Genomic DNA, 15,187 nt, shown 5'->3' with positions numbered 1-15,187 from the left:
TTTTTTGTTTAAATAGAAATATTAACTATGGCTTTAAAACTTGGTATAAATTATTTAATATATTGAGGGATAAATGCTTTCGTTGGGAGTGAAGCTGTGAGAGTACAAGAAGTAATTCTTAATGATAATAAAAAGAGATATTTGCTGTTGGATGAGGCAGGTGTTCCAATTGTTCCTGTTATGAAGTATTTAAAACATCTCGATCAGACAGGTAAAAGCAACAACACACTGAAAACTTATTGCTACGCATAAAAACAGTATTTCACTTATCTTGAAGAGCGGAAGATAGATTATAAAGAAGTAGGAGTTAAGGATCTTGCTGACTTTGTAGGGTGGTTGCGTAATCCGTTTGAAAGCGGAAAAGTGATTCCATTACAACAGATCGAACATTCGTGATCGATTGTTGATTCAGCTGTTGTTTGAAACGGGACTACGTATCGGAGAAGCATTATCTCTCTTAAGCAATGAACAAAGAATAAATTGACTTTTAACTTAACGTGTAGAGGGAGATTTTTTTAATGGAATTAAGAGTCATAAACTATTATTTGACTGTAGCTAGAGAGGGAAGCATCACAAAGGCCGCAGAAGTGCTTCATGTTTCACAGCCAAATTTGAGCCGCCAACTCAAGCAGTTGGAAGAAGAACTTGGCGTAACCCTATTTAAGCGCGGAAATAAAAAAATCACATTAACAAATGATGGGATTCTGTTTCAACAAAGAGCTAACGAAATAGTTTCCTTAGTAAACAAGACCACGCATGAATTTACCCAACAGAAGGATTCTATTGGAGGAACAGTGTCCATTGGCTGTGTAGAATCAACTGCCTCGCGTATGCTTTCAAAGGTGCTTCGGGAGTTTTCCAAACGGTATCCATTGGTTCGATACGACCTATACAGTGCTGATGGTGATGATATTCGCGAGAAACTTGATAAGGGTATCATCGACATTGGTGTTCTACTAGAACCTATTGAAACCGCAAAATATAACTACATTCATTTGCCATATGTGGAAAAGTGGGGGCTTGTGATGCGTCGAGATGATCCTTTGGCGCAAAGAGAGTCAATCGGGCTACAAGAAGTGAGTAGCTTGCCTTTAATTCCACCCAGAAGAATGATTGTTAGAAACGAAATTTCCAGTTGGTTTGGTTTCTCAGAAGAACAACTTCAGATAGTTGCTACTCATAATCTGCTGACCAATGCATCACTATTGGTAGAGGAAAAGTTGGGATATGCCATCTCTGTCGAAGGTGCTCATGAAATTCGCGGTAGCAAAAACACTTGTTTTATACCGTTTTCTCCAGTACGCACTACTGGTCATGTATTAGCATGGAAAAAAACACAAATTTTTAATTCCGCAACGCAGCTTTTTATACAATATATGAAAGATAACAAAAAAGCATGACAAAGCATGTATTATAAGTATTCGATATGGTGGGATTATTGATTTACAATAAAGCATGGTAACATGATTGTTCTATTCTGCTTATGCGGTGTGAATCCATGTTAACTCTATTTGAATGGAGGATCCTATATGCTACACAAACAAATCAACTTTACGACCGATGGAAGAGTTAACATGCAAACTTATATCCATGAAAAGTATCCGATTCCCTAATACATTCCTAACGGCTTTCAAATCCCAAAACGTCCGGCAAATATCTTAATGCCAGGTGGTGCTTATTACATTTTATCGGATACGGAACGGGAGCCGGTTGCCTTGACCTTCCTCAAGGAAGGCTTTAACACCTTTGTTGTAAATTATGTTGGCCCCCATACCCCACCGCTTTTTATCTGGCATAACCGCAACGATGCACTTGTGCCGTCAGATCAACCAATGCGCATGGCCACTAAAATGCAAGAATTTGGTCTAAAATGTAGAATCCTGGGTACAGATGTGTTCGAATTGGCTGTTTGAGGTGTTTCATATTTAATTGCACTTCTTCTTGGCCGTTCTTATGCTGCGCACGCGGCAAAGAATGCCTATAAATATCAACTCCATTGTAATCTATCATAAGAAGAGTTATGCGATGAGATATCTGCACACTCTGTTACCCTGCACCTGCAACGGATTGCGGAGAAACGCAGCTGCAATGGTGGACAGGACAAAAATGATCTTATTGACTTGGAGTTATTCGTCTTATCATCCGAAAAAGGAGTGTTTTGACCGATGGAATATGTGAAGCTAGGAAATACAGGCTTGGATGTATCCCGCATTTGTCTTGGCTGTATGGGCTTTGGTGTAGCAGTACCGGGGGGGCATCAATGGGTTCTTGATGAAGCGAGCAGTCGTCAGATCATTAAACACGCCTTGGAGCTTGGTATCAATTTTTTTGACACGGCGAATGTCTATTCAGCCGGGACAAGTGAAGAATTTACTGGACGGGCATTAAAGGAATATGCAAATCGGGATGAAATTGTGCTCGCAACGAAGGTTAATGGCCTCATGCATGAAGGTCCAAACGGTGCCGGACTTTCCCGAAAAGCAATCATGAGTGAAATTGATAAAAGTTTGAAGCGGCTGGGAACGGATTACGTGGATCTGTATCAAATTCACCGCTGGGATTACCATACGCCTATAGAAGAGACGATGGAAGCTATGCATGACGTGGTGAAGGCTGGGAAGGCACGATACATCGGGGCTTCTGCCATGTACGCATGGCAATTCTTGAAGGCGTTGCACGTGGCTGAGAAGAATGGTTGGATCCGTTTTGTTTCGATGCAGGATCATTATAACCTCATCTATCGCGAAGAAGAGAGAGAGATGCTCCCGCTCTGTAAGGCTGAAAAAATCGGTGTCATTCCCTACAGTCCGCTTGCAGGAGGAAGATTGACAAAGGATCCGCAGGAAAAAACGCATCGTTCGGAAACCGATCAAATCGTGAAGCTGAAATACGATGCAACTGCAGATACCGATCGGGTGATCATCGATCAGGTGGCGGCCACCGCAGAAAAATACGGCGTACCGCGCGCCCAAATCGCACTTGCCTGGCTGCTGCAGAAAGAACCGGTAACCGCTCCCATTGTCGGTGCAACGAAACAATCGCATCTCGAAGATGCGGTAGCAGCTCTTTCGATAAAACTGACACCTGAAGAAATAGCTTCGCTTGAAGAGCCGTATTTACCCCACCAGATTGTTGGTCATCAGTAATGAGCAGCGTGGAACGCTTATGGACGAAGCCTTTTATTCTCATGACAATGGGAAACCTATTCCTATTTGTCGCGTTTTATATGCTGTATCCGACACTGCCGCCCTTCATCAAAGGGATGGGCGGCAGTGAATCGCAGATCGGTCTGGTGATGGGCGCATTTGCGCTGTCCGCCGTGCTTTTCCGGCCGCTCGTCGGCGGTCTGCTGGACCGGTTCGGCAGACGTCCGTTTATCGTATGGGGGATCCTACTCTTTACGTTGGCGATGTATCTGTATGGTTGGGTAGGGGGAATCGCCGTTCTGATTGGGCTCAGAATTTTACACGGCCTCAGTTGGGCCGTGTCCACGACCGCCATGATTACATCGATCACGGATATGATTCCTTCCGCCCGCCGCGGCGAGGGAATGGGGTGGTTCAGCTCGTCCATGACACTTGCGATGGCAATCGGCCCGCTGCTTGGTATCTGGGTTGCACAGGACCTGTCGTACAGTGCTTTGTTTTTATTCGCCGTTGTCCTCTCTGTGGCAGCGCTGCTCCTGACATTTGGTTCAAAAATGCCTTTCCAACCGCAAACGGGAGCAAGACGAATCGAATTGTACGAAAAATCGGTCCTGCCGCTTGCGGCGTCTGTTTTTTTTCTGTTTATCGCTTATGGCGGCATTACAACCTTTGTTCCGCTGCTCGCAGGCACGATTCAAGTCAATTCCGGCATATTTTTCCTGACCTTTGCCGCAACGCTCGCGTTCAGTCGTCCCATTTCGGGAAAACTATCCGATCGGTACGGCGAGATGGCTATTATTGTACCATCTCTTGTCATCACGATTTGCTCCCTGGTTGTCTTGAGTCTCTCGACCGGTTTGATCGGCGTGCTGATATCGGCTGTTCTATACGGGATTGGCTTTGGCTCCGCGCAGCCGGCTTTTCAATCGGCGAAGATACTTCTGGCCCGTCCGGATCGCAAAGGTGTTGCCAATGCCACAATTACGACTGCTAACGACCTTGGCATCGGGCTGGGGGCGATCATGCTGGGTTGGATTTCTCAGTACACCAGCTACCAAGTATTGTTCACGGTAAGCGCCGTGTCCGTTGCGGTATCTTTGGTCCTATTCACATTTTTTGTGAAACGTTTGCTGAAAGACAAAGAACAGTCGCTGAATGCGGACTCTCTTCCTATCGAATCCAACTGAAAAAATACATGAGGCAATCGATAGACTGGTAAAATGCCTGACTTGGAAGTTAGTCACATTTTAGGCGTGAACAAGCCGGATGCTGGTGGAAATAAATAAATAGCAGTACAGCGATACCGACCAGGGAACGGAGACGATAGTTAAATATAAAGGGTTTCACATATTATTCATGAATAATATGTGGAACCCTTTATTATATCTGATTGGTCAATGGACACCATGAAAAGTATGAGTGTTGGTGAGCAGGATATATCTGGAGCGATTGGAGCTCGGACCCGAGTAACCAGGTTGCCACAGGTGACGAAGAATAGTCGAAAGATGAAAAGCAGTGTAGCAATTTATTGACATAAAGAAGGTCAGAATTCCTCGTTTGAGGGATCTGGCCTTATTCGAGTTGATGAAATCCGCTGTGTTAAAATGCTAGATATGTCGTGACTGCTCGACCAGCTTCCTTGCCTCGTGCCGGGTCATAACTTGGAGCTTACCCAAAATGTTCGACACGTTGTTGGCAACGGTCTTGGCGCTAATGTGGAGGCGGTCGGCAATCTGAGCGTTAGTGTCTCCGAGTGCGATTCGGGCCAAAATCTCCGCTTCGCGCCGGGTCAATTCGGCAAAGGCCGGATCTCGCAGCAGGCCATGCCTTCCGATCGCCTGCTCTTCCGCCTCTTCGCCATGGGAATCCGGCACAACCAGCGGGGGCTGTGAAGCGAAATAATGCATCATCCGCTCCGCGATTCCCGTACTGAATACGGCGCGTCCACTTCCCACCATACGAATCGCCTGAAGCAGTTCCTCCTCATCCGCATCCTTCAGCACGTAGCCCTTGGCACCGACTCTCATAGCAGTGAAGACCGACTGATCATCCTGATACATCGTGAGGATCAATACTTCGATAGCCGGATATTGTTCTCTAATCCGTTCGGTCGCCTCGATGCCATTCATTCCAGGCATACGAATATCCATCAGCATGAGGTCGGGCTGCAGCTCGCCTGCCAGCTTCACCGCTTCCTCGCCATCAGACGCTTCCCCGACAACTTCCAAGTCGTCCGTCGTCGCCAGCAAGCTGCGAACGCCGTTGCGAAACATCGGGTGATCCTCGGCTATAATGATTCTCATTAGTCCAATCCTCCTTCTCTATTGCAAAGGCAGCATCGCGCGTACCCTCGTTCCTCCTGTGTCCAGCCGTTCAATCACGCATTCTCCGCCGATCTCCGCAGCCCGCTCGCGCATGGATATAAGTCCGATACCGCCGGTCGTCCCCGTCAAAGCCGGACGTTGCGTCGCACCGACACCTACACCTACACCGTCGTCTGTCACTTCCACCAGGAGTCGACTATCCTCCGTCACGGCTAGCACGACTCGACAGACGGTCGCATCCGCATGCTTCACCACATTCACCAACGACTCCGTCACGATCCGGTAGACGGCAACCTCGACCGCAGCACGCAACGCAGGCAGAACCGACGGAGCGTTGATCTGCATATGCAGCTGCTTTGTCCACGAACCGTCCGCGTTTAGCTGAGAAGGCTTCGCCATCTCTTCCATCCGCGCGCGGATCGCGCCGACAAGACCGAGCTCATCCAGCGCAGGCGGGCGCAAATCGTTCACCAGGGAGCGAATATCTTGGATCGTCGATCGAATGACTTGGCCGAGTTCATCCATCTTCGCAACAGCAGCGGCAGGCTCCTTGTCGACGTATTTGCGCGCTATCGCCACGTTAAGCGCCAGTGCCGCCAATCTCGGCGCGAGATCGTCGTGCAGATTGTTGCGGATTCGCCGGCGCTCCTCTTCCCGGGCGAGCACAAGCTTCTCGCGGGAATCCTGAAGATCTTCCGCTAGCCGCCTCATACCCAGCAGCATATCCGCATTGTTCACAAGCGGCCCGGCTTGCTGAAGCAACACTTCCAGGAAAATATGGTCCTCCGACGAAAACGTTTCACCTGCCGAGCGATTCGCCGCATACAACGTACCGATCGATTTGCCCCGATAAATAATCGGGTAGGCATGCAGTTCAAGCGCTTCTTTTCGCTCGCCTGCTTCGGCTAAAATGGTCTCTTGCCCTTCGATGTCCATCGCAATGCTGGCATAAGGCAATCGAAGCGCGCCTTGCACTTGACGCGCAATCGCCGCCAGCATCGCATCAGGTGCGAGCGGCTGCATCATCTGGCTGCCAAGCTCTAACAGAACGGCGTACGGATCATCATGACGGCCTTTCATCAGCCGATTCACCTGTCGTTGCAGCCATTCCTTAAGGGGCGCGAACACAGCCGCGACGAGTGCCGTCGCAATGAGAGAGACGACATAATGGTTCCAAGAGACAAACAGCTTTCCGAGATAAAGCACAACGGCGGTATACAGCAGAACAATGCATACAGTCAGCGCACCGTAGACAATCGTCCGGTTAACAAGGGGATTAATGTCCCATAGCCTCCGCCTTAGAACAGCGAGCGTAAGCGTAATGGGCAGAGCCGACAGGAAAAGGTGAAGCGCCGCATTTAAATAGACAAAGTAAGCGGCATTGCCGTTATAGAAAGCAGGATCGAACAGCATACTGATTACCGCAAATCCAATAAAGCAGACCGAAACGCCGTAGACAACCCACTTGGTCTGCTGCCGCTGCTCGGGTGAAGAGATTCGTCTGAAACGGTACACCTGGGCATAGATCAGCAGCAGCGTCGTTGACAAATACCAGATGAACTGAAGGTACATAGGGACATGAAGTTTTTTCCATAAGTTCCCATCATAGAAGATGTTCGCAACATCTACGATGACGATGAGCGCCATGGCGTACCTCGACCATGCAGGCACGAATGTACCATTCGGAAATAGCAGGCAGAACAGCGATATCGCAATCCAACCTGCAGCCGCTACCCCAAGGAACCAGTAATGAGAGAATGTCGAATCTACCGATCCAACCATGACGAGTGATGGAAAAGAAGTGCCGAAGGCGATCATCGCCAATGCGGCGAGTAAACCCATCTGTTCCCGGGCGCTTTTCCACAGAAGAATCAGGGCAGAGGAATAGAACACCAGCGTAAAGGAACAGTCGATCGCTACTTGGAGGAATGCAATCTCCGTTAAGGAGAGACCCCCCGGTTCCAAGGTCAAGGCAGGAATCGACAAACCGCATCCGCTTGAGATGCATTGCGTCACCAGCATGTCGTAATAGGTGGGAATGCAACTCGCATAAAGGGTAGCTGTAACGATAAAAAACAATCCGATAAGGACTTGATAGGCTCTTATAATTTTCATGCTTTTATTATAGCGATGGAAGGTTGTTTTGAATATGAGATTGTTGCGAATTCCCGGCCGATTCCCGAATTTCCCGGATTCGGGAATCGGCCGTTTCCCATAAAATGAGGTATTCATTGCCCTGTTGCCCGTGATTCCCGTGCATGTAGGATTAAGGCAAGCAAATAAATCGAAGATGAGGAGAATGAAAATGAACGAGTTACGAGTATTGAGATGGCTGGGCATGATCTGCTTGCTGGCGGGGATCGCGAGAATCGGCATGATGCCGACGGCGATCATCTGGGGAACGGACAGCATGCCGGAGCTTTCCTTCGGGTATGTGGCATGTATTCTTATGGCGGTTGGCTCGATCGCCGGTTATCTCGTGCAATCGAAGGAGACCGGCTTGCTTGGATTTATTAGCGTACTCGGCATTACGATTGGCAACATTTTGACAACGGCTTTGTTGTTTGCCGTGTTCATCCAGGGGCCATCCGCTCCGGAACCTGACAGCTTGGTTATGGCGATTACCGGAATGGGCAGCATGATCGGCTTGACCGGAGGCACGCTGCTGTTCGCCATTATGACGTTCCGCGCCAAGGTATTCCCCCGTTGGGTGGCTGGCTTATACTTGCTGATGCTCCTTGGCGCATTCCTTCCGGTGGAAGACAACGTATACTTTGCATTCTTCTGGGGACTCGCTTACGTCGGTATGGGCTTCTGCATTTGGACCGGAAGATTGACGCCTCGGTCGCATCGGGAGCCACTGGCTGCCCATCCCAATCATTCGGGGAGCGTTTAATCCTGAATAGGAAACGAGGTAGGGTAATTTTTTTCCGTAGGGTGAAAAAAGTTCATCCTCCCCAAGCTCGCAGGGGGCGCTGTATACTTCGATCTGTGAACGATCGACGCACAATTCTCGTGGTACAGCTACGGGTTGCGCCCGGGATTTTCCTTCGTTTTTGATCGTTGTTTATTCGTTAACAGAGTGATAAAGGGGTGATTCGTTTTTAATCGGTATGAGCTGACCGATACGGACCGCATTCATAAAAAGTATTGTATATTGATGGGAGTGATTATCATTTTTCGTAAGTTAATAGCGATGATGTTAACGTGTTTGTTGCTACTCGGAGCTTTCCTTCCGGCAGCGAATGCAAGTTCAGGGCTCGGCCAGTGGATCTGGTGGACCGATGAAGGCGATGCCTATACAACATTCGGAGGAAACTCCAGCATTTCCATCCACACCGGGAAGATGCAAATTATTCCGCATTGTTCTGAAGGAAATCCTGACGGGTTAACCTCATGGACCGATCTTTATATCGTGAAGAGCGGAAGCGTCAACGCTCTTTCCCACGGGAAGGAACTGGAGGATGAGGGCGGCGGCAAACCGAACACCGTCATGAGTATATCGAACGGCATCTTCATCTCTGAAACGATCGGCTACACAGGGCCGGATGGAAAAATTCCTCCTGGTGAATACGCCGTCGTGTTTGACGAATGTCAAGACGGAAAGTTCGATTATCTTATCGATGGAGTTATTGATCCTGCTTTCAAGGTAGAATATACTACCGGTTTCGTTCCAGCGCTGGATCTGACGCAGCTGAAGGAAGATGCAGGAAAGCTGGCGGAGCGCTGGGAGAAGTATGAGAAGTACGCAGACAAATTGTTCAAACTGCAGAAAGCAGCCGATGCCGGAAGAAATCCAAATGAGAAATTTGTAGATTTCCTAATGCGCAGCGGTCTTCAAGATCCGCGGACAATGGCATTGCTTCAACTCGCCAATCAGGCCAAACATTATCAAGGCATCAAGGATGACCCGCCGGATCCGGACTATAAACATATTACTCCGCTTGGAGAGAGGCGCCTCCTGGATTTCCAAAGTAACGATCAAGTGGATGCCGCCATGCAGGCTCTGGTGAATGATATTGCCAAAGAGCAAGCGATAACCCGTCAAATGTGGACGCAGCTTGAACGTTATCAAGGAGCGCAAGCGATGGGAGATGTGAATTGGGCGCTGACACACGGCAAGGCGCTTAGCGACAACATAAATCTATTGCTCTACCAGCTGCAGTTTACAAGCCAAAGCCTCTCACGGTTTAATCAAGCATTCGCACAGGTTGACGAAGCGTTAAACGAGAAGGCTGCCGAATTGCGGCAGCTTCAAGAGCGAGTTGCAGCGTCAGGCTTCACGAATGAGGAGATGCAATATTTTGCTTCGCTTGGCTTTACCGAATCGGAAATTGTACAGTTTAAAGCAGAGTTCACGGCTATGGATTTCGATTTTTCAAAGCAAGATATGTTGGCTGAAGGTGCGGCTATCATTGAAGACAATAACGTGTTCGGTACAAACTTGGTAGATTTCGGCGGCCATGTGGTCGGACTCGTTAACCAGCTTCTGCAGGATCCGACCGTAGTCGATGATGCTCCTTATGCGGACGCCGGTGGTCCTTACTCCGGGAAAGAAGGAGATCCCGTTACGTTCAACGGCACTTGGTCCACTAGCGATGCCGGTATCGCTGCCTATGATTGGGACCTGGATAGCGATGGATTTTTCGACGATGCTCAGGGTGTAAAGGTGACACATACGTTCACCAAGCCGGTTAATGGGCTTGTCGGATTGAGAGTAATGGACAATAACGGAAATCAAGCGGTTCATTATGTGCAAACCGTGATTGCGGATGTGAATCGCGCTCCGCTTCTCGTGGAACAATCACCCCCCGCTCGTCAAGTACAGCAGTATGTAGGGGAGGCGGCGTTATTTGAAATTACGGCCATTGATCCCGATAACGATCCGATAGCTGTTGAATGGTTTGTTGATGGGGCAACCGTAGGCACAGGAACAGGAAATAAGTATACGTATGTTCCGACTTCCGTCGGTTTGCATGCGGTTGAGGTGATTGTTTTGGATTCAAATCCGCTTGGTGGAGCCTTTCTAATCAGTTGGATGGTAAAAGTCGTTCAGAAGCAGCCGCCGGCGACTATCAATCTAACTCCTGATAGCGCATCGCGTTCGCTTGGCGGTGCGCATACTTTGAAAGCGACAGTCCTTGATCAGCAAGGCCAACCGGTGATCGGAACGCCTGTTTCCCTTGTCATTACTGGTGCTAACCCAGGTGCACATACGGCAAACACGGATAATACTGGTGTGGCAGCATTTCAATACACGGGTACACAGACGGGTGAAGATCGGGTCGTCGCACAGGTCGGATCGCTGTCCAGCAGCCCTGCAGTTGTTGTTTGGAGTACAGAGGATGTGACCGCGCCTTCCACGACAGCATCATTGTCGCCGGCTGAGCCTGACGGCACGGGCGGTTACTATCGATCCCCGGTAACTGTTACATTTACTGTTAATGACGAGGGCAGCGGTGCCGCTAAGACGGAATACCGGGTGAATGAGGGCGATTGGGAGATTTATTCGACTCCGGTCACATTTAGTGCGGACGGAGCTTACACCATTTCGTATCGAAGCACCGACAACGCAGGGAATGTCGAGGCCGTGAAGCAAGTCTCGTTCAGGATCGGCGCATCGGAGGTTCCTCAAGCGTTCTTTAATCCCGTTTCGGCAGGAAAGAACGTCGCGCTGTTAGAAGAGAGAGCCAAGATTGAAGCCGTATCAAGTAATTATGACTCAGGCCACAGTGCAGAAAACATGTTGAAATTTAACCACAGTACCCCATGGGCGACAAAGTCGAAGAACAATCAATGGGTGAAGATCAGCTTGGCAGACGGCGATTCGTACCTTATTGACCGGATCCAGATCAGACCGCGTATTTTCTCTGCAGAGCAGCGGGTGAAAGATTTCGAGGTTGCGATTTCAAATGATAATTTAACCGAATTCACTACAGTCCTTAGCGGTACGCTGGAAAACAATGGAGAGCTGCAGGAGTTTAAGCTTCCAAAGCCGATGTTAGCCAAATATATTTTGTATAAACCTCTTTCTTCTCAAGGAAACGGTTCAATCATTTCAACTCAGCAATTGAAAGTCAAGACAGGTCAGATTGGCGGCGAAACCGTCACTTTCCAAAATCTGTCCACAGACAAAAACAATGATATTGTTTCTTATGAATGGGATTTCGGGGATAACAGTCCGAAGATTAACGTGAAGGAACCGACCCATACGTTCCCAGGCCCGGGCATCTACCCGGTTACGTTGACCGTAACGGATTCGCAGGGGCAGTCAAGCAGCTTTACGTTGGAGCAATCCGTTGAGCCCGCAGATTTCGAGTTCCTCCCCCAAAACCCGAAAGAAGGGGAGAAGGTTTCGCTCATCAATACGACAGCCGGCGGAGACCAAGGGCTTATTACAAGCAGCATATGGGATTTCGGCGACAGATCCTACACGGACTCTGGAATGACCGTCTCGAAATATTACACTGACAGCAATACCTATATGGCTACGCTTGATATCGTGACGAAAGACGGAAAGAAATATCAAGTGAAAAAACCGATTACCCCTGCGAACGTCGCGCCTATCGTCGATGCAGGAAGAGACGTAACGGTGCTTGGCGGTCAAAGGTATGAAGGAACTACTAAAATTTTCGATCCTTCCTGGGACAGTCATACTTGCGTCTGGGACTTCGACGACGGGACGACATCTACATCGTGTCACTTTGATCATGCTTATCCGGTAATGGAGAAGGATTCGGCCGATAAAATTTACAAGGCAACCGTCACTGTTACGGATGATGATGGCGCAGTGGGCACAGATACGTTTGAGATTACCGTTCGGGCAGAGCAGACACCTAGACAGATCGCTTACTATACGTTCGATGGCAATTTCCAGGACTCTTCGGGTAACGGCAACCACGGGGCGCCTGCGATCGGCAATCCGACATTTGTCGAAGGGATAATCGGCCAAGCGGCGAAGTTTGATGGTTGGAGCGGGGTGCTCGTAGAAGACAGCGATTCGCTTGATTTGGCGACATCCTTCAGTTTCTCCGCATGGGTGTACAAAGAGAATGGAGGCACTGGAGGATACGCTCCCATAATTTCGAAGGGCCACACGGAAAATTACGGACCGTATTCCTTCTTGCATGACGGATGGGGAGATTCTCCGGGCATGCGCCTTAAAAGCGGCGACCGAAACGGATTTACGCACCTCTTCCCGAATACGCCAATGCCGGACAAAGAGTGGTATATGTCTACTGTCACCTGGGACGGCACGACGGCTAAGTACTATATTAACGGCGTATACAAGACTTCGTTGGCTTGGAAAGGTATATTTGAGAATACAACCGAGAAGCTGACGATTGGATTCGATCCACCGGGATCGACGGAATATTTCAATGGTATGATGGACGATTTTAGAATGTACAATTACCCTCTCACCGAGGCGGAAATCAAGCAGTTGTACGAACTGAAAAATCCGGCGCCTGCGGACGTTGTGGTTAGCGCGGATCCGACCATTCTTAACGCCGGACAATCGAGTACGGTTACCGCTGTTGTGAAGGATTCGAATGGTCAAACGATGTCGGGGCAAAAGATAACGTTCTCGACGACACTCGGTACGATTACCCAAACAGCCGTAACCGATGCGAATGGAGTGGCAACAGCCGTGTTGACATCTCCGATCGCCGGTACGGCGAAGGTGAAGGCGCAGGCCGCCCGGGGCGCCTACGGGGAAACCAGCGTGCAGTTTACGAATGCGAATACGCCTCCGGTTGCGCAAGCGGCTTCCGTCCAAGGGCACGAGGACCTGCCGTTATCGGGAGAGTTATACGCAAGCGATGCGGATCGGGATAACGTAACCTTCAGCATGGTAGATCAGCCGCTGAAAGGCACGGTTTTCATTAGTCCTTCGGGACAGTTTAAGTATGTACCGGGCGTCGACGACTGGAACGGAACCGACAGCTTTTCCTTTAGAGTAAATGACGGCAAGGCGGACTCCGAGCCTGAAGTCGTATCGGTAACGATCGATCCGGTAAATGACGCGCCGTCATTTAGTAAAGGGGATGACCAGGCAGCGAATAAGACCGATGCGGTTCAAGGGGTAAGCGTGCCGGCTTGGGCTGCGAACATTTCCGCCGGTCCGGCTGATGAATCCGGTCAGACTCTGATGTTCAACGTTACCAATGACCGGAACGATCTGTTCACCGTTCAGCCTGCGGTCGCATCGGATGGTACGCTGAGCTTCACGCCTGCGGACGACGTCAGCGGTACGGCAACGGTTTCCGTCGCTCTGACGGATGACGGGGATACGGCAAACGGCGGCGTTAACGAATCCGCAGTTCAAACCTTCACCATTACGGTGGACTCCATCAATCCGGAAATTTCGGCTGATTTCCCGGCCGATTGGACGAACAACAGCATTCCCGTGACGGTGGAGTTTGACGGAACCGGCAGCGCTGTTACGGCAATGAAATGGGCCGCGGGCGAGCGGACGGCCGAGTTTTTTGCGGCCGGCGGCAACAACTTCACGGGTAACAGCTTTATGGTGACGTTGAACGGCAGCTACACATTGTATGCCGAAGATGAAGCGGGAAATCAGGCGGTTAAGGTGATTACGGTAGGAAACATCGATACGGTCGCACCGGTTACGGCAGCTTCCGTTAATCCGGCTGGACCGAACGGATGGCATACCGTCGATGCGGTTCTCACACTTTCGGCTGCTGACGATTTGTCAGGCGTAGCCAAGACAGAATACCGGATCAATAACAGTGAATGGGCCTTATACACGGGTTCGATCCCTGCCTTTCATGACGGGGAGTATTGGGTGGATTACCGCAGCGTGGACAACGCGGGGAATGCGGAAGCGGAACAATCGATAACGATTCGAGTGGACACAACCGCTCCGACCTTTACCGTCAGCTTGGATCATGGAACCTTGTGGCCGCCGGATCATAAAATGATCGATATTACGGCAACCCTTGATTTCAGAGACGCGACCTCCGGAATCGCCTCGGTCGTACTGACTTCGATTACGAGCAGCGAGCCCGATGACGGGCTTGGCGACGGCGATACGGCGAACGATATTCAAGGCGCCGATTATGGAACGCAAGATACCCGGTTCAGCTTGAGGGCGGAGCGCTCCGGGCAGGGTACGGGGCGTGTCTATACGATTACGTATACCATAACCGATAAAGCTGGCAACCAATCGGTGCAAATCGTGACCGTCAAGGTGCAGCACGATAATTCGGGTAAACCGTCCAAAAAATAATTGTTAACGTGCAAGCCGTACCCGATGGAGATGATCCTCGGGGACGGCCTTTTTGCATTTAAGGTTTTAGGTAATTGGAATCTTCCTTATAATTTAGCGCCGAAAAACCCCTTGCTTTAGCTATGGGGATGTAAGGTGCTTCGGGTGAAGGGCGGCTAAAGCCGCCTTAATCACCCGACATTAGATCTACTGTTTTATGGTATAATTTTCTTGGAATGAATCGATATCACAGCGAGAAGATGAAAGTAATCACAATGTAACATTTGACTGTAAGTACCATGTTGTATTTTGCCCCAAATATAGACGCAAAGTTCTAATACCTCCTATTGATGCAAGATTAAAAGAACTGTTCCAGCTTAAATCAGAAGAACTTCGAGCTGAGATTGTGGAAATGGAAATCATGCCTGATCACGTCCATCTACTCATCAAGTGCGACCCGCAGTTCGGCATCCACCGTGTAGTTAAAC

At 49.5% G+C, this 15,187-nt stretch carries 8 protein-coding genes and 1 pseudogene; 7 read left to right on the top strand and 2 right to left on the bottom strand.

What is annotated here, in order from left to right; all coding sequences use genetic code 11:
• Positions 1-96 precede the first annotated feature (96 nt).
• The 4 genes and pseudogenes from RCO25_RS20605 to RCO25_RS20590 all read left to right on the top strand — a co-directional run.
• Positions 97-387, top strand: a pseudogene (locus RCO25_RS20605) (site-specific integrase); the annotation flags it as partial.
• Between the two features lie 131 nt (positions 388-518).
• Positions 519-1,400 (top strand): LysR family transcriptional regulator, encoded by an 882-nt coding sequence (locus RCO25_RS20600; RefSeq protein ID WP_308998008.1) that lies wholly within the window; start codon positions 519-521, stop codon positions 1,398-1,400.
• A gap of 765 nt (positions 1,401-2,165) precedes the next feature.
• Positions 2,166-3,146 carry an aldo/keto reductase gene (locus RCO25_RS20595; RefSeq protein ID WP_308998007.1) on the top strand — a complete coding sequence of 327 codons (981 nt, stop codon included), beginning with the start codon at positions 2,166-2,168 and terminating at the stop codon, positions 3,144-3,146.
• 8 nt (positions 3,147-3,154) lie between these two features.
• The gene (locus RCO25_RS20590) at positions 3,155-4,333 is read left to right on the top strand and encodes an MFS transporter (protein ID WP_308998082.1); all 1,179 of its coding nucleotides are present in this window, start codon (positions 3,155-3,157) and stop codon (positions 4,331-4,333) included.
• Between the two features lie 420 nt (positions 4,334-4,753).
• On the opposite strand, the gene RCO25_RS20585 is transcribed toward RCO25_RS20590, so the two are convergent.
• Positions 4,754-5,449 carry a response regulator gene (locus RCO25_RS20585; RefSeq protein WP_308998006.1) on the bottom strand — a complete coding sequence of 232 codons (696 nt, stop codon included), beginning with the start codon at positions 5,447-5,449 and terminating at the stop codon, positions 4,754-4,756.
• 18 nt (positions 5,450-5,467) lie between these two features.
• A complete protein-coding gene (locus RCO25_RS20580) occupies positions 5,468-7,702 on the bottom strand; it encodes a sensor histidine kinase (RefSeq protein WP_308998005.1) in 2,235 nt (744 codons plus the stop codon).
• Positions 7,703-7,775: 73 nt separating this feature from the next.
• Between RCO25_RS20580 and RCO25_RS20575 the strand changes: the two genes are divergently transcribed.
• The 3 genes from RCO25_RS20575 to tnpA all read left to right on the top strand — a co-directional run.
• A complete protein-coding gene (locus tag RCO25_RS20575; RefSeq protein ID WP_308998004.1) occupies positions 7,776-8,366 on the top strand; it encodes a hypothetical protein in 591 nt (196 codons plus the stop codon).
• 315 nt (positions 8,367-8,681) lie between these two features.
• A complete protein-coding gene (locus RCO25_RS20570) occupies positions 8,682-14,720 on the top strand; it encodes a PKD domain-containing protein (protein WP_308998003.1) in 6,039 nt (2,012 codons plus the stop codon).
• A gap of 223 nt (positions 14,721-14,943) precedes the next feature.
• Positions 14,944-15,187, top strand: a 244-nt coding sequence (gene tnpA, locus RCO25_RS20565) for an IS200/IS605 family transposase (protein WP_308998081.1), incomplete at its 3' end; no start/stop codon positions are given.

Origin of the sequence: Paenibacillus sp. LHD-38, assembly GCF_031157315.1 — a bacterium.
GTDB lineage: Bacteria > Bacillota > Bacilli > Paenibacillales > Paenibacillaceae > Pristimantibacillus.
The sequence above is the reverse complement of the archived record's forward strand: the minus strand, read 5'-3'. Positions and strand labels throughout refer to the sequence as shown.

Bases quoted from the DNA above. Each gene is read 5' to 3' on its own strand.
- RCO25_RS20600 (WP_308998008.1), top strand. From the start codon at position 519: ATGGAATTAAGAGTCATAAACTATTATTTGACTGTAGCTAGAGAGGGA.
- RCO25_RS20595 (WP_308998007.1), top strand. From the start codon at position 2,166: ATGGAATATGTGAAGCTAGGAAATACAGGCTTGGATGTATCCCGCATT.
- RCO25_RS20585 (WP_308998006.1), bottom strand. From the start codon at position 5,449: ATGAGAATCATTATAGCCGAGGATCACCCGATGTTTCGCAACGGCGTT.
- RCO25_RS20580 (WP_308998005.1), bottom strand. From the start codon at position 7,702: ATGAATACCTCATTTTATGGGAAACGGCCGATTCCCGAATCCGGGAAA.
- RCO25_RS20575 (WP_308998004.1), top strand. From the start codon at position 7,776: ATGAACGAGTTACGAGTATTGAGATGGCTGGGCATGATCTGCTTGCTG.